Here is an 18,363-nt window from a genome sequence, read left to right as displayed (position 1 = left end):
GCCTCATGGGCGTCTTGAGCCTTCTTATCCTTCTTCGTCACTCTTTTTTCTTTTCTGGAATAGTCTTCTCCATATGTTTCTTCAATGTATTGCTTTGCTTCCGATTGCGCAAGCTCAGAAATTCGTGTCGAATCGGTACGCATATATGTGATGAGACCAACAGTGCCTTCTTTGCCTAAGTCGATTCCTTCATAAAGCTGTTGTGCAATCATCATTGTTTTCTTGGCTCTAAAATTCAGCTTACGTGCGGCTTCCTGCTGTAATGAAGAGGTTGTAAACGGAGTGACAGGATTTCGTTTCCGTTCTTTTTTCTTCACAGATTCAACGAGGAACTCCTCTCCTTTTAGCTTGGCGAGGACGTTTTTGACCTCATCCTCTGAATGAAGTTCAACTTTTTCACCATTCATCCCGTAAAATTTCGCTTCAAAGTTTTCTCCATTTAAAGAAAATGAGCCTTGAATGCTCCAATATTCTTCAGGAACAAAAGCTTGAATCTCTTTTTCTCGGTCGATAATCATTTTTACAGCAACGGATTGAACACGTCCGGCGCTTAATCCTTTTTTCACTTTCTTCCATAATAATGGGCTAATGTTATAACCAACAAGTCGGTCAAGCACTCGTCTTGCTTGTTGAGCATCGACTAAGTCCATATTTATCGGTCGCGGTGTTTTAAATGCATCTTTTATGGCTTGTTTTGTAATTTCATTAAAAACAACACGACAGTCAGATTTTTCATCAATATCTAAACTATGGGCGAGATGCCAAGCAATCGCCTCACCTTCTCGATCGGGGTCAGCCGCTAAATAGACTCGTTTTACTTTTTTGGCGGCAGTTTTTAGTTCTTTTAATACAGGCCCTTTACCACGAATCGTAATATATTTGGGGTCATATTGTTTTTCTATGTCTACACCCATTTGACTTTTGGGTAAATCACGAACATGCCCCATTGAGGCTTTTACCGTATATTTTTTACCTAAATACTTACCAATCGTTTTCGCTTTGGCGGGAGATTCAACGATTACTAAATAATCGGCCATGTACGGTCCTCCCCCTTTCAGAATAAATTAAAATCTTCCTCATTATTAAACATACTTTCTTCTTTTGTCAAACATTACTTAGAAATGGGCGGTTTTTCCTTCTTTTATTTTAGCCATTCATCTAAAATATCTTGTGCATCAATGACAAGCTTTGCACCTTGCTGTACGAGACGGTTCGTTCCATTTGCAGCAGGATTTAAAATCGATCCTGGAACAGCAAATACATCTCTTCCTTGTTCTAACGCCTGATCCGCTGTGATTAAAGACCCACTTTTCTCTTTTGCTTCGACGACCAAAAGACCTAAAGACAGACCGCTAATGATTCGGTTTCGCGCTGGAAATTGCCAAGGAAGAGGCTTCCTATAAGGTGGATATTCCGAAATAAGCAAATGTGATTCAGCAATTTTTTCAGCGAAAGCTTGATGAGCCTTTGGATAGATTTGATCAAAGCCTGAGCCTAGCACAGCTATCGTATGACCCTCTGCATCAACAGCAAGCTTATGGGCCTCAAAATCAATTCCATACGCAAGGCCACTTACAACGACCCAATTCTGCTCAATAAGTGGCGGCAACAGCTTTTTCAAACTATGTATGCCATTATTTGTAGGATTTCTAGTTCCTACAACTGCTATACTTTTTCTTTTTTGAAAGAGATTTAGATCACCCTTACAATATAGAACCCAAGGGGGGTCATATGTTTCTTTTAACAGTTTAGGGTATTCTTTGTCAAAGAAAGACACCAGCTTGACCTGTTTTTTTTGATAATAGCTCATCCATTCACTAGTGGAGCGTCTATGAATCTCTCCATAAAGCTTTTCTGCATGATCTGATTTCAACTCAACAAACGATTCGAGCTGTGAGGCCGAAAAGGAAAAAACCTTTTGAAGCTCAGGGTCCCGCTCAATCATTCTTTTAAGTAATCGCCACGAGACGCTTGGCAAACTATGGAGATGCACGAGTTGTTCAATACGAGGAGCCAAAAAGAGGCACGTCCTTTCATATATAGGCTGAAGAAAATGGAGGAGGAAAACAAGGGAAAAAGCCCCCTTATGCGGGAGCTTTCACAAAATGTTCATTTATACTTCGTGTGTTGTACACTTTTCAAGCAACCCTTGTTCTTTCAATACAGAAATGAGGGTTTCACCCATGACAGAAGGTGTTTCTGCTACTTTTACGCCGCAGCTTTCAAGCGTTTTAATCTTCTCTGCAGCTGTACCCTTTCCACCAGAAATAATGGCACCTGCATGCCCCATACGCTTACCTGGAGGCGCTGTTTGTCCACCAATGAATCCAACGACAGGCTTTTTCATGTTTGCTTTGATCCATTCAGCCGCTTCTTCCTCAGCTGTACCACCGATTTCCCCGATCATAATAACCGCATAGGTGTCAGGATCTTCATTAAACAATGACAATACATCGATAAAATTCGTCCCGTTTACTGGATCTCCACCAATTCCAACAGCTGTTGATTGACCGATACCAGCTGTTGAAAGCTGATGAACCGCTTCATACGTAAGGGTACCTGAGCGGGAAACGACGCCAACATGGCCTTTTTTATGAATATAACCAGGCATAATTCCAATCTTACATTCTTCAGGTGTTATCACACCTGGGCAGTTTGGTCCCACTAGACGTGTTTTCTTTCCAGCCATATAGCGCTTCACGTTCACCATATCTAGAACTGGAATTCCCTCTGTTATACAAATCGCTAGATCAAGCTCTGCATCAACAGCTTCCATAATGGCATCTGCAGCGAATGCTGGTGGTACATAGATAACTGATGCGTTTGCACCTGTTGCCTTCACTGCTTGTTCAACTGTATCAAATACAGGAATGCCTTCTACCTCCGTTCCACCTTTACCAGGTGTAACACCACCGACGACATTTGTCCCATATTCAACCGCTTGTTTTGTATGGAATAAACCCGTTGCACCGGTAATCCCTTGAACGATTACTTTTGTATCTTTATTAATCATGATACTCATTCTCCACGTCCCGCCTTTCTTATTTCACTAGAGATACAATTTTTTGAGCGCCATCCGCCATGGAATCAGCTGCTGTAATATTCAAACCAGACTCTTGCAAGATTTTCTTACCTAAGTCTACATTGGTACCTTCAAGACGAACAACAAGCGGGATTTCAAGACCAACTTGCTTCGTTGCTTCAACGACACCTTCTGCAATGACATCACACTTCATGATTCCACCGAAAATATTAACGAAAATACCTTTAACGTTTTCATCTGAGAGAATAATCTTAAAGGCCTCCGTTACTTTCTCAGCCGTAGCACCGCCCCCAACGTCTAGGAAGTTCGCTGGTTCACCATTGTAATGCTTAATGATATCCATTGTTGCCATCGCAAGACCTGCGCCATTAACCATACAACCAATGTTACCATCTAGTGAAATATAGCTTAAGTCATATTTAGACGCTTCAATTTCTTTTGGATCCTCTTCTTCTAGATCACGATATTCAAGCACGTCTTTTTGACGATATAATGCGTTTGAATCAAAGTTTAGCTTCGCATCAAGAGCCATAACCTTTCCATCACCTGTTGTGACAAGTGGGTTGATCTCAGCAATCGAGCAATCTTTCTCAACAAAAACTTTGTACAAGCCCATCATAAATTTAACCGCTTGTCCAACAAGCTTTGGTGGAATATTAATATTGAATGCAAGACGCCGAGCTTGGAAGCCTTGAAGGCCGACAGCCGGATCGATCACTTCTTTAAAAATCTTTTCTGGTGTCGCTGCAGCTACTTCCTCGATCTCCGTTCCACCCTCTTCTGATGCCATCATGACAACGGCTGATGTAGCCCGGTCCAGGACAAGACCAATATAGTATTCGTTTTGAATGTCGCAGCCTTCTTCAATAAGTAAGCGCTTTACTTCTTTACCTTCAGGACCCGTTTGATGCGTGACAAGGGTCTTTCCTAAAATCTCATCAGCATATGTACGTACTTCATCCAGGTTCTTCGCAACTTTAACGCCGCCTGCTTTTCCCCGACCACCTGCATGGATTTGTGCTTTAACGACACAAACGGATGTGCCTAATTCTTTTGCTGCTTCTACTGCTTCGTCTACGGAGAATGCTACTTTTCCGTTTGGAACCGCGACGCCGTATTGACGTAGAAGCTCTTTTCCTTGATACTCATGGATATTCATTCTCTCTCCATCCTCCTATCAATTGCATGTCTGCATGCATCGTTAGCGCATGCCTAGGTGATGAATTCTTTAGACGAAAGTCTGCAAATCTTGTCTGCTGCGCCCATTTTCGAAAAAAGTCGATCAACCAAGACATGGTCCTTTTATAGTTTAGCATTATTTAAAAAATTTTGGGAGGGAAAATCACCTCCCAATTCGAATTTTCTTTCATTTTTTCGAAAATTATCGCTTCTCGTTATTTTTTGTGCAAAAATTAACGTATAAAACACAGAAAAATGGTATAAATTAGAAACCTCTATGGTTTGGGTGTCCTTATGAACGCTTCTCCGTGCACGTCTTTCTCATCATCATTTTTGTCATGTTTTTTGCTTGAACATCCGTCTGATGAACTGAATAGTGAATCCCAAATTCATGAGCGATTTCTTCTCTGAACTGTTCCAAAAAAGCCCCTGACTGTGGAATTAAAAGCTTGTTTCTTTCCGTCATCGTCTCATCCTCCTAATGTTATTTTTAAGCTGGATGAAAAAAGCCAGCTCATTTGTAGTATATCCATCTGAGGATTCCTCACTAAGCTGACTTTTACCTTTATTTGTTTTGATCAATGCGATAGATGAAGGCAAACAACTCGGCAACGACTTCATACAGATCACTTGGAATGGTCTGATTGATTTCAAGCTGGCCAAGTAATTCCACCAATGATGGGTCCTCTTGAATGGGGATTGAGTGCTCCTTCGCTTTTTGAATGATTTCCTCAGCGACAAAGCCTTGTCCTTTCCCAATCATTCGTGGTGCCTGATCCTTCTCACGATCATAACCAAGGGCGATGGCTTGTTTTTTTTGATTCTTCTTACTCATATTCGCACGTCAACCCCTTGATATCCGACTGATTGTCGATAGGCTTGCTGGCTTTGATTTTGCTGCTTTGATTCTTTGAATTCCTTCCAAACAAGCGATAACAATTTATAATCATGTGATGCAAGTGCCTCTCTTAGGCTTGGTGTCAAAGAAGCAATTAGAAAATCCGGACGGGGATGCTCATTTAGCACCGTAACAGATATGACACGATTTTGAATTTGTACATCCACGATCGTTTCCTGCAGGTTCTCCAATTCAAGATAAAATAAAACTCGGCAGTGATCAGGGTCCAACGTTCCCTTCTCTGTCTTTTTCCCTTCCCATTGAACCGTCATTTCCGTTTGAAAAAGCCCTAATGAAAGGGGGAGCTGAACAGCTACTTGATGAAGGGGACCGAGCTGCTCAGCTGCTAAAAGCTGCTGCCCCGTCAAACGCTGCAAAGCAAGGGTCGCTTGTTCCTTTAAGGAAGTAGGTAGATCTTGTTGTTGCAACTGGATAAGTAGGCTTTTTAAACGGTCAGCGCCAACAACCCCTCTCGCCGTTTCCCCTTGCATTAAACGGTTAACATCAAACTCATGCTGCATACCAAGCGATTGGAGGATTCTGGAAAGTTGACTTGCTAACGTGGACGGCCCTTGACCATTGAGACGATCATTCGCAAATGTCGCTTCGTATGCTCGTTGTAAAGCCCCTAGCTCTGTATTTTGCAAACTCACCCCATTTAGCTGAAGGCCTTGAAGCTCGCTCGTGAAACCTGCTGCTTGTTTTTGCGAACCAAATAGAGAGAGTAATACTTGTATTTGCCTGCTTCCTTCTTTTCCAGCAGAGATGCTTAGGCGGGAGATCATCCATTCAAAAAAGGTTTTTCCGTCTAATTGAGCGACATTAAAGCCGCCCCCAGCAGCATTTGGCCAAAGCTGTTGAACGAGGGAGCGATTGGCAGGGCTAAGGACCGCTTGACGAAATTGTTGATAAAGCTCTTCTTTCGTCATCCCCTCAGGTAAGACACCAAGGCGTTGCAATAATTGCTCCGCTCCTTGTTTTAGAGGATCGCTATTGCGATTGGCCGAAAACATCATCAATAACTCAGTAAGGGGGGACTTCCCTTGGGGCACTTGTCCCTCATTAAGGATTGACTGGATGCCACTGACAAGTGTTTTCACAACTGGTAGTGGGGAATTCGCCCCTTCTTGAATGATCTGCTGCAGCTGAGTTGATAAGGAAGGGGATTGTTGAAGTGCGCGAAAGGCCGCAAACGTCTCATTTGTGATTGGAATGTTTCGCTGCACCATCCCTTGAAGGAACTGAAAGCCTTCACGATTTAACATGCCCATTTGTTTGAGCACGTCTCCCCCTTGGACAAGGATTTCTCGAGTAAAAGGAAGTCTCGCTTCAGAAAAATAGCGCAATAATGCTTCATTTGCCTTCGTCTGCGGAAGTCCGAGCTGCTGTAAGATTTGTTGCAAAGACGATGCTGCTCCTTGTCCACCTTCTTTTTGTCGAATCATATTGTCATCCAACACTTTAATTCGTGGGATGCCACTTCCAGATTGAACTTGAAACCAGTAATCTTTCCCAGCAGTAAGGGCAGCTTCTAGGCGTGCTGTCACCGTTATTCTTCCCATTTGTAATGCAGCGAGTTGATTAGGAAACAGTTTAACAATTCGACCTTGAACGATTTGCCCCGCAGATAGAGAAAGAGAACGGGGCTGGACACGCTCAGTCCGCCCAAATAACGGTCCCTGTAGGTTTGTTTGCATCTCCCTCACCTCCTTCGTGAAGATTATGACGCTCCTGATTCTGTCTGGCTCTCCACTTCCCTTACTGGACGAAAGGAGCGGCGATGTTCAGGTGTTAATCCCAATCGCTCGATGGCGTCTAAATGCATTTGCGTTCCATAGCCTACATGCCGGGCAAATCCGTAGCCTGGATAACGATTTTCAAGATTTTCCATATACCGATCCCTTGTGACCTTGGCTAGCACGGAGCTTGCGGCAATCGTCAAGCTTTTTTGATCCCCTTTAATGATCGACTGCTGAGGTAAATGAATAGGCAGCTCCATTGCATCAAGGAGAAGGGCATCAGGCTTTAACGGCAAGGTATGTATCGCTTCAAGCATCGCTTTTTTTGTCGCTTGATAAATGTTGAGCTTATCGATTTCATCTGCATGAACAACAGCCACTGAATAAGCAAGGGCTTGCTCTTTGATTTGTTCGTAATACGCTTCCCTTTTTTCTTTTGAAAGTTTTTTTGAATCAGTCAAACCTAGGAGCCGAACGTTTTTTGGAAGAATGACAGCCGCTGCCACCACAGGACCTGCCAAAGGACCACGACCCACTTCATCAAGGCCGGCAACCGCATCATGTCCTGCTGCCCACAAGGCGCCTTCGTAAGCTTTCATATCCTCGTGCATTTGTTCTGTTAGCGCTTGCTTTCTTTGTTGTCGCTCGTATTTTTGCAACAGCTGATGCACACCTTTTCGAGAATCCTTTTTTAATGCTTCAAGCCATTCTAGTTCGGCATTTTGTTCGGTAAATAGTCTTTTTTCAATTTCTTTCATTGACAATTTTCTTTCCACGGGACACGCTCCTTATCCGTTATATCGGTTCATTGCTTCATTTTCTTTATCATGTATTCTCGACTTAGACAGTCATGGGTCAAATCAAAGCTCTGTTTTTTTAAAAAAGCCGTCTGATTGAGTGCTAATCACCCATCAAACGGCTTGGCTTGTTCATTCATTGGCGGTCGCTCTAATGTAATAGAACCTAACGTTCCAGATCGTAATTCACGAAGAATAATTTCTGCAGCCTTATCGTAATCGATGAAGCCGCCACTTAACAAACATCCACGCTTTTTCCCGATTTCATCAAAGAGGGCGATCCCCTCTTCAGGAAGTTCGTTAAGCTTATACCGCTCCTTTAGACGTGTAGGGTAATACTCTTTCATGAACATAAGAATAAACAATGCAATGTCTTGAAAGTCAAGAAGCTCATCTTTAATCGCCCCCGTTGCAGCTAATCGAAAGCCGATGGATTGATCTTCGAATTTCGGCCACAAAATTCCTGGTGTATCTAGTAGCTCCATGTCGTTCCCTACTTTTATCCATTGCTGCTGCTTCGTTACTCCTGGGCGATCGCCGACTTTTGCAATTCTTTTTGAGGCTAAACGATTAATTAACGTTGACTTCCCAACATTCGGAATTCCTAAGATCATGGCACGAATTGCCCGAGGCTTCATTCCCTTTGAACGAAGCTTTTCGATCAATGGTTGAGCTAATTCCTTGCAAGCAATGGGTATTTGATTCACTCCCTTACCTGTTTGGGCGTTCAATGCCAACACTTTTGCACCCGTTGATTGAAAATATTTTTCCCACTCTTTTGTTATTGCTGGATCGGCCAAGTCTGCTTTGTTTAAAAGCACGAGTCGAGGCTTATGGGCCACAATCTCATCAATCATCGGGTTACGCGAAGAGAGCGGGACTCGCGCATCTAACAATTCAATGACGACATCAATGAGCTTTAGTTTTTCTGTTACTTCACGCCTTGCTTTTGCCATATGGCCTGGGAACCACTGTATTGTCAAACTGAACACCTACTTTGCAAGTCGCACATCCGTTAGAGGCCAAAAGACGACATTCGCCTTTCCAACGACCTCTTCAAAAGGAACGGTTCCAATGTCACGACTGTCTTTACTATGTCTTCGATTGTCTCCAAGAACAAATAAATGTTTCTCTGGCACGACGGTTTCGCTCGTCACATCTTGTAAGCGAAAATCACCGGTAAGCTGCCCGCCATGTAGCTCTGCTTTCAATTCATCTAAATACGGTTCGTCAATTGCTTCACCATTGACGTACAGAACATCATCAATATATTCAATCTTGTCGCCTGGTAGTCCAATAACGCGCTTGATATAGTCTTTTCCACCTGGGGCATGAAATACGATAATATCAAATCTTTCTGGTTGAGTAAACGAATAGCCGATTTTGTTGATAATCAAACGGTCGTTGTTCTCAAGTGTCGGCATCATGGACTGCCCTTCTACCACAATCGGCGCAAAAAGAAAATAACGGACGATTGCCGCTAATACGAGGGCAATGATCAGGGCCTTTACCCATTCCCATGAATCGCTTTTCGTTTTTGTCATGCCTGTCTCCTCCTATATCTCACTTGTGATTTCTACTATGATTTTAGCATAAACAGGTGATCATATAGGCACCCAAAGCCCTGTGCTTGTATTAACGAGAAAATATAAGCACGAATATTGATTATCTTTACCTATTTTATGATGTTAAAAACCTACTCGCAACCGGAAAAAAGGAGCTTGAAAACAAGCTCCTCTTCATTACAGTTCTTATCGGATTTCTTTAATACGAGCTGCTTTACCGCGCAGGTTACGCAAGTAATACAACTTCGCACGACGTACTTTACCGCGACGCTTCACTTCGATCTTATCGATCTTTGGTGAATGTAATGGGAATGTACGCTCAACACCTACGCCGTAAGAAATTTTACGAACAGTGAACGTTTCGCTAATTCCAGTTCCACGACGCTTAATGACTACGCCTTCAAACACTTGGATACGCTCACGAGTTCCCTCGATAACCTTTACGTGTACACGTAATGTGTCACCAGAACGAAACGCTGGAATATCACTGCGCAATTGTTCGCTTGTAATTTCACGAATAATGTTGTTCATCGTAGGATTCCACTCCTTCCATACAGATGCTCTTATCAGTTAGATCCTGCAGCGGAACATCGTAATCACTGGCCTAAGCCACAAAAAATATAATAGCATACCGTCATGAGATTTACAAGCAGTCTTTGCAGTTTAGGCTACTTTTCATTTTGTTCAATTTCTTTTAATAAAAGCTCTTCTTCCTCTGTCAGCTGACGCTGCTTAAGCAAGTCAGGGCGTCGTTCAAGCGTTCGTCTGAGCGCTTCTTTTTTTCGCCATCTTTCAATCTTCGCATGGTGACCAGATAAAAGAACATCTGGTACTTTCATACCACGAAAATCAGCCGGTCGCGTATAATGAGGGTGCTCAAGAAGTCCTGTTGAATGGGAGTCTGTCACAGCAGATATTTCGTTCCCAAGTACCCCTGGAAGAAGTCGGGTAACACTATCTGCTACGACCATTGCCCCAAGCTCGCCTCCAGTTAAAACATAATCACCGATCGAAATTTCATCCGTTACAAGATGCTCACGAATACGCTCATCATACCCTTCATAATGACCGCAAAGAAAGATTAGATGCTCTTCTCTTGCAAACTCCTCTGCTTTTCGCTGCGAAAACGTCGCTCCTTGTGGGCACATTAAAATAATACGCGGCGAATCACTATTTTTCGTTAACTCACTCACAGCATCAAAGAGAGGCTGAGGACTTAGTACCATTCCCGCCCCGCCCCCATAAGGATAGTCGTCGACTTTTTTATGCTTGTTATCGGCATAGGACCGAAAGTCTGTCACGCCGAATTTCACTGCCTTTTTCTCTTGTGCTTGCTTCAAAATCGAGGAGTGCAGAACGCCAAAAAACATATCGGGAAACAGCGTTAAAAAATCAATTCTCATTCTAATAATCCTTCGATTGCATGTATCGTAATGATTTTATTTTCAACATTAATGTCGACGACCACTTCATCAATGTATGGAATCAAAATGTCTTTTCCACCTTCCTTGCGCTGAACAACCCAAACATCATTGGCACCAGGAGCGAGAATTTCTTTCACCTTACCAAGCTCTCGTCCATCATCAGTTTGTACGGTGCAGCCAATGATTTCATAATAATAAAATTCTCCTTCTTCTAAGTCTTGAAGCTCCTCTTCAGGAACCATCAAAAGACAGCCCTTAAACCCTTCAACTTCATTGATTGAATCTAAGCCTTCAAAGCGGAGAAGGTCAAACGATTTATGCTGGCGATGCCCAGACACCACTAATGGGCGTTTTTCCTGATTCGGAGATTCAAGATAAAGTGTCGTGCCAACAGCATACCGTTCTTCAGGGAAATCCGTTGTCGAGATAACGCGAACTTCTCCTCGAACCCCATGGGTATTCACAATCTTACCTACTTTAAACCATTTACTCATCGTGTTTCCTCCCTTCGCGAATTTCATGGACGATTCCGTCCTTTATAATCAATTCCGTTTCATGCATTCGCTCATCCCATACGTCGCCCACATTCACCTCAACGACCGACTGAACCGTCCCATCTCGAATTTCAGAGCCAAGCTCTAGCTTATGTAGCTGTTGAATTTTAAATGATAATGCTTTTAGCTGCTCTTCTCGCTTTTTGATTTCTTTTTGATAACTGTTACGAATTTGTCTTTGATTCTCTTGGTTTCCATTATGCCCTTTTGTCGTTTTATGAAACTGAAATTTCAACTGTTGAATCTCTTTTTCTAGCTGGACTTTTTCACCTTCAAACTGTTTATGCAGCGTTGCTTTTTTCTGCTCCGTTAGCACTTGCTTCACAACGATCGTTCGGATAATATTCATCGTTCACCCCACAGCAGTCATAAGAAGGTAGACAAAAAGGGAGAGGTTTTCCCTCACCCTTCTCGATTGCTTTTCTATTTATTCGATAAGATAAATAAAAGCCTATAAGCTACTCGCTACTCAATCAATGATGTCAATTCGAACACGTTTGTTTCGCATCGTAGCTGTCGCATAGACGACCGCTCGAATCGCCTTTGCCGTTCTTCCCTGTTTCCCAATCACTTTTCCCATGTCATCAGGATGAACAGATAATTCGATAAGAATGACATCGTCTTTATCTTGTTCAGTGACATGTACGTCATTTGGATGGTCAACGAGCTCCTTTGCAATGTGTTCAACTAACGCTTTCATCATCGTCACCCTTTTTAAAAGATGTAGTAGAAAAACTTGGCTTTTCGCCAAGCTAGCGAAAGCCTTAGTCCGTTTCTTCTGCGTTAGACAAGGATGTTACTTTCCGATTAGCCGAAAAAATCGGAAACCAGAGCCGTTATTCATTTGACTCTGGTTGTCCTCCTTTTTCATCATCCATTTCGACTTACTTTTGGTTTTTTGTATTGTGTAGCTTTTCCATTAAACCAGCTTTTGAGAACAAGTTACGTACGGTATCAGAAGGCTTTGCACCTTTTAACATCCAGTCAAGAGCCTTGTCTTCTTTTAATTCAACCTTCGCAGGCTGTGTTAAAGGATTGTACGTACCAATCTCCTCAATGAAACGACCATCACGCGGAGCGCGAGAATCTGCTACGACTACACGATAAAATGGGGCTTTCTTTGAACCCATACGCTTTAAACGAATTTTTACTGCCATTCGTTGGACACCTCCAAAATAATTTCACACAATTTTTATATAATATCATCTTTTTCGCTAGCATTCAATAAGAAAAAATTCTCATCATGCGAGGAAAAGGATAAACCATGATTAAAATGGGAGCTTAAACCCACCAAGACCTTTGCCTTTTTTCTTGCCTTTCGCCGTCATGCTCGTCATTTGTTTCATCATCTTTTTCATCTCTTCGAATTGCTTCAACAAACGGTTTACATCCTGAATCGATGTACCACTTCCTTTTGCAATTCGTCGACGACGACTTCCATTGATCACACTCGGGTCTTGCTTTTCTTGCTTCGTCATTGAACGAACAATCGCTTCAACACGATTAATTTGCTTGTCATCCACCTGTAAATTTTTCATCCCCTTGGCTTTATTAAAGCCAGGCATCATACTTAAAATTTCATCAAGTGGACCCATGCTACGCACCTGGGCTAGCTGTTCTAAAAAATCATCAAACGTAAAGTCCATTGTACGCATTTTCTTCTCTAATTCACGAGCTTTCTCTTCATCGACTGAGGATTGGGCCTTTTCAATAAGCGTTAATACATCACCCATCCCTAAAATTCGAGAGGCCATCCGCTCAGGATGGAATGGCTCAAGCTGGTCGATTTTTTCTCCCATCCCTGCAAACTTAATCGGTGTATTCGTTACTGCTTTAACAGAAAGTGCAGCACCACCGCGGGTATCACCATCAAGCTTTGTTAAGACAACACCTGTAACATCAAGCTGCTCGTTAAAGCTCTCTGCTACATTTACAGCGTCCTGTCCAGTCATCGCATCTACCACAAGCAATATTTCATCAGGCTTTGCGATTTCCTTAACCTGCTGCAGCTCATTCATCAGCTCTTCATCAATGTGTAGACGTCCAGCTGTATCAATCAATACATAGTCCAAATGCTCTTCTTTGGCTTTTGCCACTGCTTGCTTGGCAATTTCTACAGGGCTAACCTGATCCCCAAGGCTGAAGACGGGCATATTAAGCTGTTTTCCTAATGTCTCAAGCTGCTTAATGGCAGCTGGACGATAAATATCTGCAGCGACTAATAGGGGGTTACGGTTATGCTTTTTTCGCAAATGATTTGCAAGCTTGGCCGTTGTCGTCGTTTTACCAGCCCCTTGCAACCCGACCATCATGACAACTGTCGGCGGTTTTGCTGCCACCGCAATCTTGCTTTGCTCACCGCCCATTAATGCCGTCAATTCTTCATTAACGACTTTAATGACCTGCTGGCCAGGTGTTAAGCTTTTCATGATGTCTTGACCAAGGGCTTTTTCTTTTACCTTTGCGACGAATTCCTTCACCACTTTAAAGTTAACATCCGCTTCAAGGAGAGCTAAGCGTACTTCACGCATCATTTCTTTTACATCTGCTTCGCTTACTTTCCCTTTCCCACGAATTTTCGTCAGTGTCCCTTGCAGTCGCTCGGCTAAACCTTCAAATGCCATGTATGTCGCCTCCTACTCTAATTTCTCAAGAGAATCAATATAGTCCATCATCTCTTCAGGAGTCGCGTTTCGTTGCACTGCCGACTTTAGCTGAGTTATGAGCTTTGAGCGTTTCTCGAATTTTGTGAGCAACGACAATTTCTGTTCATACTCCTCAAGCATCGCTTCGGTACGCTTGATATTATCATAAACAGCTTGGCGGCTTACTTCAAATTCTTCAGCAATTTCACCAAGGGAAAAATCATCAAGATAATAGAGAGACATATACTTCCGCTGCTTCGCTGTTAGCAAGGACTGATAAAAATCAAACAAGTAATTCATCCTTAGCGTCTTATCGAGCACAGAATCCCCTCCCTTGTTAAGTGAAATCCCTTTACGAGATAAAATCTTACAGCAATCTGTTTCTTGTGTCAAGTTTTTTTCTTAACATCCCATCATTATTAGACCACCACGTAACAAAACAATCCCCCTTCCTTCCTCGAAGGGGGATGACGATCAACCTTGTTCTTGTTCTTCAGCTGCTTCGAGAACATCCTTAAAAAGACCATAGACAAACTGCTCAGAGTCAAATGGTTGAAGATCGTCCATTTTCTCCCCTAAGCCGACAAATTTAACTGGGATGTCCAGTTCATGGCGAATCGCAAGAACGATACCACCTTTCGCCGTCCCGTCAAGTTTGGTTAAAACAATTCCTGAAACATCTGTCGTTTGACCAAACGTTTTAGCCTGCGACATGGCATTTTGCCCAGTTGTGGCATCAAGTACAAGGAGTACCTCATGAGGTGCACCAGGCACTTCGCGTTCGATAACGCGCTTCACCTTCTCCAGCTCTTTCATTAAGTTGACTTTGTTTTGAAGACGTCCAGCTGTATCACAGAGCAATACATCTACGTTTCGAGACTTCGCTGCTTGAACTGCATCATACATTACTGCTGCCGGGTCTGAGCCTGCCTGCTGCTTAATCACATCAACGCCAACCCGTTCTCCCCATACTTCAAGCTGCTCAATTGCCCCAGCACGGAATGTATCTCCCGCAGCCAGCATCACCTTTTTCCCCTCTTCTTTCAGCATATGGGCCATTTTACCAATTGTCGTCGTTTTTCCAACACCATTCACGCCAACAAATAAGATAACAGTCATTCCATCTGTCTGCATATTCAAAGAAACACTTTCTCCATCTTTAGAAAGGAGCTCTGCTAGCTTTTCTGAAATCACGGGTTGGATGTCTTTTGTATCTTTGATATTGCGCAAACGAACTTCATCCTTTAGCTCATCAATCAACTCTAGGACGGTTGTCACACCCACATCGGCACTGATCAATAATTCCTCAAGCTCTTCAAAGAAATCCTCATCAACTTTACGGTATTTATAAACGAGTTCATTCATCTTGCCGACAAACGACTCCCTTGTTTTGCCTAAGCCCGATTTAAACTTTTCGGTTACATCGTTCGTTTGATTGACAATCTTCTCTTTTAGCTTCTTAAAAAAACTCATGGACATCCTCCTATGTTTCGATCAATTCTTTTGTTTCTTCAAGCTTGACAGACACGAGACGGGATACCCCAGACTCCTGCATCGTCACGCCGTATAAAACATCCGCCTCTTCCATCGTCCCTTTACGGTGTGTAATAACAATAAACTGTGTTTCGTCACTAAATTCCTTTAAATAGTGAGCAAAGCGATGAACATTCGCTTCATCAAGAGCTGCTTCCACTTCATCAAGAACGCAAAACGGAACTGGTCGAACGCGGAGAATCGCAAAAAGAAGAGCAATGGCCGTGAGTGCACGTTCTCCTCCTGATAAGAGGGCAAGATGCTGAAGCTTCTTACCAGGAGGCCTAGCCATAATTTCCACACCTGTCACAAGCATATCACCTGGATTTGTTAAGACAAGATCCGCTTCCCCACCACCAAACAACTCCTTAAAAACGAGTCGAAATTGCTTTTGAATTTCTACAAAGCTTTGACTAAAACGCTTCGTCATTTCCTCATCCATCTCAGCAATAACATGGCGGAGGGTGTCCTTTGCTTCCACTAAATCTGCCTGCTGCTCTTTTAAAAATTGATAACGCTCATTGACTCGCTCATATTCTTCAATCGCCCCTAGGTTGACTGTTCCAAGCTCAGCGATCGCAAGCTTAATAAGCTTGACCTTCGTCTGAGCTTCTTCTACTTCAAGCTTGAGTGGGTATTGTTCCTTTGCCGCCTCATAGCTTAATTCATATTCTTCACGCAAGTGGCTAAGTCGATTATCAAGCTCCACATCGTAACGATTGACTTTTACTTCTTTTTCATGGCAGGTTTCCGATAAGAAAACGAGCTGTCCTTGCAAGGCTTTTAAGTTTTCTTCCTGCATCTCTAACTTTATCGCCAGCTCTTCACGCCGTTTTCTTGCTTCCATGGCTTTTTCACTTGCCTCTAACTTTTGCTTTCGGCTTTTCTCAATACGCTCATCTAGGCTCAATTCCCCAGATGAACTAGCTGTCATTTCATCTTGTAGCAGGTGATGTGTGCTCTCAAGCTCGTCAAGCTCGTTCATTACCTTTTGTTGCTCGTCTTTCAAACGAGCAATCCGTTGACTTACACTTGCGTAACGCTCTTGCGCTTTCGCTAATTCAATTTTACGTGCCGTTACGTCCTGTAAAAGGGCCTCTTTAGAGCTACGAATCGTTTTTTGCTTATGTTCCAACTCCTGAACAGCCTTTTCCAAATCTTTACCTTGTTGAATCGCAGCAGTAAGCCTTTCGTCTAGCTCAGTAAGCCTGCGGTTAGCATTTTCTTGATCTGTATCATAACTTGCTTGCTCCCGGTCAACAAGAGCGAGCCTTTCTCCCATCGCTTTCGCTTCAAATGCAGTTTCTTGGAGCTTCTCTTTTGCAGCTTGAAGCTTCGTTCTCGCATTTTCACCATGCTCCCGCAGCTGTTCAAGCCTAGCTTCTATTTGAACGAGCTGCTCTTTCCGTTCCTTTACCACTTTCTCTAGCTTTCCAGTGGCTACCTCCATTTGTGCTAGCTTCTCCGTCAGCTCCTCTAGCTCCCTCTGCCTACCTAGGAGAGGTGTTTGCTTCTGTTTTACACTCCCTCCAGTCATGGAACCACCAGGGCTGACCACATCCCCATCAAGCGTAACAACCCGATAACGATGCCCGAGCATTCGAGCAATGTCGTTAGCCCCTTGCAAATCCTTTGCAATGATAACATGTCCAAGCATACTGCCGATCACCTGATGAAAGCGTTCCTCATAGTCCACGAGGCTCGCAGCCACCCCAATAAACGAATCATGCTGCTTCGCTTGATGAAGCTGGTGTTCAGGGATGAAGCGCCCTTTAATCACAGGCAAAGGAAGGAAGGTCGCTCGTCCGAACCGCTGCTGTTTTAAAAATTGAATCGCTTTTCTCCCGTCTGCTTCCGATTCAACGACAATATGCTGCGTTGCTCCTCCAAGGGCGATTTCAATGGCCGTCTCGTATGCTTTAGGAACAGATAGTAGTTCAGCCACAGCTCCAATGATCCCCGTTAGCCTCGTATCTCTTGCTTTTAAAATTTCTTTAACACCTTGGAAAAAGCCAGAGAAATCTGCTTGTAGCTCCTCTAATACATCCTTACGTGATTGTATACGCTGCGACAGCTGATACGCTTCATAGAGCTTTGACTCATTTTTTTCATAATCCCGTCTCAATTGCTCTGCCCTCGCTTGCTCTGAGCGATACGCTTTAATCGCTTCGTCAAGCTCTGTCTCACATTCTTTTACAAGCTGCTGCTGATTGGCTTGTCTTTCTTCTAACTCAGCGCGTGCTTCAATCAGGTGCTCATTTTCATGTAAAAGTCGCTCATGCTTTGCACCTTGCAGCCTTAGCTGCTCATCAATGTATCGTTTTTCGTTCCGCAACGATGCTTGTTCATTAAGCACTTCAATATAATCTGATTTCAAGCGGTCGAGCTCTTTCTCTAAATCGATCTCCCCCGCAGCGAGCAATGCTTCTTTTTCTTTGATGGACGTTTGCAGTTCTTTTACTTGGTTCTTCGCCAAAATCCCTGCTTGTTCTTCTTGCTCCAATTCTTCGGCTAGCTCGTTTTTTCGACGCCTAGCTTCCTCAATGGCACGCATCAATTGTTCACGATTTTGCGTGAAATTCTTCTTTCGTTCCTTTAAAACTTCACGGCGCCCCTCATTTTTTTCAAGCTCTTCACTCGCTGATAGTAACGTTTCTTGTAAGTGGCGAATGTCCTCATCTATGTCCTTCAGCTGCTCACGTAAGCTTTGGATGCTTTCCTCATGACGTTTAACATCCTTTGTTTTATTAGCATGGTCATTTCGTAACGCTTCAAGATCTTCCTTTTCCTTCGACCATTGCTTATGTAATTCACCAATCTCATAGACCATTAACGAGACCTCTACATCTTTTAGCTCTGCTTTCTTCTCCAAATAGTCTTTGGCAATCGATGCTTGAATCATTAAAGGTTCAACTTGACCTTCTAGCTCATAAAGGATGTCATCCACTCGATATAAATTTTCTTGCGTTTCATCAAGACGCTTTTC

General features: G+C 43.1%; 20 protein-coding genes. All 20 read right to left on the bottom strand.

Going from position 1 to position 18,363, the window contains the following annotated elements; genetic code table 11:
- Window positions 1–1,037, bottom strand: a 1,037-nt coding sequence (gene topA / locus BLT_RS0108160; RefSeq protein ID WP_017727298.1) for a type I DNA topoisomerase, incomplete at its 3' end; no start/stop codon positions are given.
- A 104-nt stretch (window positions 1,038–1,141) separates the two neighbouring features.
- Window positions 1,142–2,017, bottom strand: coding sequence for a DNA-processing protein DprA (gene dprA, locus BLT_RS0108155; RefSeq protein WP_017727297.1), 876 nt, complete (start codon window positions 2,015–2,017; stop codon window positions 1,142–1,144).
- Window positions 2,018–2,113: 96 nt separating this feature from the next.
- Complete coding sequence (gene sucD, locus BLT_RS0108150) at window positions 2,114–3,022, bottom strand: succinate--CoA ligase subunit alpha (protein ID WP_026105035.1); 909 nt, start codon at window positions 3,020–3,022, stop codon at window positions 2,114–2,116.
- A 19-nt stretch (window positions 3,023–3,041) separates the two neighbouring features.
- Window positions 3,042–4,202 (bottom strand): ADP-forming succinate--CoA ligase subunit beta, encoded by a 1,161-nt coding sequence (gene sucC / locus BLT_RS0108145; protein ID WP_017727295.1) that lies wholly within the window; start codon window positions 4,200–4,202, stop codon window positions 3,042–3,044.
- Window positions 4,203–4,514: 312 nt separating this feature from the next.
- A complete protein-coding gene (locus tag BLT_RS23045; protein WP_017727293.1) occupies window positions 4,515–4,688 on the bottom strand; it encodes a small, acid-soluble spore protein, alpha/beta type in 174 nt (57 codons plus the stop codon).
- Between the two features lie 99 nt (window positions 4,689–4,787).
- Window positions 4,788–5,057, bottom strand: coding sequence for an EscU/YscU/HrcU family type III secretion system export apparatus switch protein (locus tag BLT_RS0108130; RefSeq protein ID WP_017727292.1), 270 nt, complete (start codon window positions 5,055–5,057; stop codon window positions 4,788–4,790).
- Complete coding sequence (locus tag BLT_RS0108125) at window positions 5,054–6,817, bottom strand: hypothetical protein (protein ID WP_017727291.1); 1,764 nt, start codon at window positions 6,815–6,817, stop codon at window positions 5,054–5,056. Before BLT_RS0108125 ends, BLT_RS0108130 begins: the two co-directional genes overlap by 4 nt.
- A 23-nt stretch (window positions 6,818–6,840) precedes the next feature.
- Entirely contained in the window at window positions 6,841–7,617 is a 777-nt protein-coding gene (locus BLT_RS0108120; RefSeq protein ID WP_035425691.1) for a ribonuclease HII, read from the bottom strand.
- Between the two features lie 146 nt (window positions 7,618–7,763).
- Entirely contained in the window at window positions 7,764–8,639 is an 876-nt protein-coding gene (ylqF, locus tag BLT_RS0108115) for a ribosome biogenesis GTPase YlqF (RefSeq protein WP_026105034.1), read from the bottom strand.
- Between the two features lie 9 nt (window positions 8,640–8,648).
- On the bottom strand, window positions 8,649–9,200 hold the full coding sequence (gene lepB / locus BLT_RS0108110) for a signal peptidase I (RefSeq protein ID WP_017727288.1): 552 nt from the start codon (window positions 9,198–9,200) through the stop codon (window positions 8,649–8,651).
- Window positions 9,201–9,407: 207 nt separating this feature from the next.
- On the bottom strand, window positions 9,408–9,752 hold the full coding sequence (rplS, locus tag BLT_RS0108105) for a 50S ribosomal protein L19 (RefSeq protein ID WP_017727287.1): 345 nt from the start codon (window positions 9,750–9,752) through the stop codon (window positions 9,408–9,410).
- Window positions 9,753–9,889: 137 nt separating this feature from the next.
- Window positions 9,890–10,624 (bottom strand): tRNA (guanosine(37)-N1)-methyltransferase TrmD, encoded by a 735-nt coding sequence (gene trmD / locus BLT_RS0108100; RefSeq protein WP_017727286.1) that lies wholly within the window; start codon window positions 10,622–10,624, stop codon window positions 9,890–9,892.
- Window positions 10,621–11,139, bottom strand: a complete 519-nt coding sequence (gene rimM, locus BLT_RS0108095; RefSeq protein WP_017727285.1) for a ribosome maturation factor RimM — start codon at window positions 11,137–11,139, stop codon at window positions 10,621–10,623. Before rimM ends, trmD begins: the two co-directional genes overlap by 4 nt.
- The gene (locus tag BLT_RS0108090) at window positions 11,132–11,548 is read right to left on the bottom strand and encodes a YlqD family protein (RefSeq protein WP_017727284.1); all 417 of its coding nucleotides are present in this window, start codon (window positions 11,546–11,548) and stop codon (window positions 11,132–11,134) included. The genes rimM and BLT_RS0108090 overlap by 8 nt, the downstream gene beginning before the upstream one ends.
- 120 nt (window positions 11,549–11,668) lie before the next feature.
- On the bottom strand, window positions 11,669–11,899 hold the full coding sequence (locus BLT_RS0108085; protein WP_017727283.1) for a KH domain-containing protein: 231 nt from the start codon (window positions 11,897–11,899) through the stop codon (window positions 11,669–11,671).
- Window positions 11,900–12,083: 184 nt separating this feature from the next.
- Window positions 12,084–12,356: a 30S ribosomal protein S16 gene (gene rpsP, locus BLT_RS0108080; RefSeq protein WP_017727282.1), complete on the bottom strand. Its 273-nt coding sequence runs from the start codon at window positions 12,354–12,356 to the stop codon at window positions 12,084–12,086.
- 111 nt (window positions 12,357–12,467) lie between these two features.
- Window positions 12,468–13,823, bottom strand: a complete 1,356-nt coding sequence (gene ffh / locus BLT_RS0108075; RefSeq protein WP_017727281.1) for a signal recognition particle protein — start codon at window positions 13,821–13,823, stop codon at window positions 12,468–12,470.
- Window positions 13,824–13,835: 12 nt separating this feature from the next.
- Window positions 13,836–14,165 carry a putative DNA-binding protein gene (locus BLT_RS0108070; protein WP_017727280.1) on the bottom strand — a complete coding sequence of 110 codons (330 nt, stop codon included), beginning with the start codon at window positions 14,163–14,165 and terminating at the stop codon, window positions 13,836–13,838.
- Window positions 14,166–14,318: 153 nt separating this feature from the next.
- Window positions 14,319–15,317: a signal recognition particle-docking protein FtsY gene (gene ftsY / locus BLT_RS0108065; protein WP_017727279.1), complete on the bottom strand. Its 999-nt coding sequence runs from the start codon at window positions 15,315–15,317 to the stop codon at window positions 14,319–14,321.
- 10 nt (window positions 15,318–15,327) lie between these two features.
- Window positions 15,328–18,363: chromosome segregation protein SMC (gene smc / locus BLT_RS0108060; protein WP_017727278.1), on the bottom strand; the 3,036-nt coding region annotated here is incomplete at its 5' end.

This window comes from Halalkalibacterium ligniniphilum, from assembly GCF_000334155.1.
GTDB classification, from domain to species: Bacteria; Bacillota; Bacilli; order Bacillales; family Bacillaceae_D; genus Halalkalibacterium; species Halalkalibacterium ligniniphilum.
The sequence above is the reverse complement of the archived record's forward strand: the minus strand, read 5'-3'. Positions and strand labels throughout refer to the sequence as shown.

What these genes read in the sequence shown, in the direction of transcription:
- BLT_RS23045 (WP_017727293.1), bottom strand. Translation starts at nt 4,688, where the DNA reads ATGACGGAAAGAAACAAGCTTTTAATTCCACAGTCAGGGGCTTTTTTG.
- rplS (WP_017727287.1), bottom strand. Translation starts at nt 9,752, where the DNA reads ATGAACAACATTATTCGTGAAATTACAAGCGAACAATTGCGCAGTGAT.
- sucC (WP_017727295.1), bottom strand. Translation starts at nt 4,202, where the DNA reads ATGAATATCCATGAGTATCAAGGAAAAGAGCTTCTACGTCAATACGGC.
- BLT_RS0108120 (WP_035425691.1), bottom strand. Translation starts at nt 7,617, where the DNA reads ATGAAAGAAATTGAAAAAAGACTATTTACCGAACAAAATGCCGAACTA.
- BLT_RS0108090 (WP_017727284.1), bottom strand. Translation starts at nt 11,548, where the DNA reads ATGAATATTATCCGAACGATCGTTGTGAAGCAAGTGCTAACGGAGCAG.
- trmD (WP_017727286.1), bottom strand. Translation starts at nt 10,624, where the DNA reads ATGAGAATTGATTTTTTAACGCTGTTTCCCGATATGTTTTTTGGCGTT.
- lepB (WP_017727288.1), bottom strand. Translation starts at nt 9,200, where the DNA reads ATGACAAAAACGAAAAGCGATTCATGGGAATGGGTAAAGGCCCTGATC.
- ffh (WP_017727281.1), bottom strand. Translation starts at nt 13,823, where the DNA reads ATGGCATTTGAAGGTTTAGCCGAGCGACTGCAAGGGACACTGACGAAA.
- sucD (WP_026105035.1), bottom strand. Translation starts at nt 3,022, where the DNA reads ATGAGTATCATGATTAATAAAGATACAAAAGTAATCGTTCAAGGGATT.
- BLT_RS0108125 (WP_017727291.1), bottom strand. Translation starts at nt 6,817, where the DNA reads ATGCAAACAAACCTACAGGGACCGTTATTTGGGCGGACTGAGCGTGTC.
- rpsP (WP_017727282.1), bottom strand. Translation starts at nt 12,356, where the DNA reads ATGGCAGTAAAAATTCGTTTAAAGCGTATGGGTTCAAAGAAAGCCCCA.
- rimM (WP_017727285.1), bottom strand. Translation starts at nt 11,139, where the DNA reads ATGAGTAAATGGTTTAAAGTAGGTAAGATTGTGAATACCCATGGGGTT.
- ftsY (WP_017727279.1), bottom strand. Translation starts at nt 15,317, where the DNA reads ATGAGTTTTTTTAAGAAGCTAAAAGAGAAGATTGTCAATCAAACGAAC.
- BLT_RS0108130 (WP_017727292.1), bottom strand. Translation starts at nt 5,057, where the DNA reads ATGAGTAAGAAGAATCAAAAAAAACAAGCCATCGCCCTTGGTTATGAT.
- BLT_RS0108085 (WP_017727283.1), bottom strand. Translation starts at nt 11,899, where the DNA reads ATGAAAGCGTTAGTTGAACACATTGCAAAGGAGCTCGTTGACCATCCA.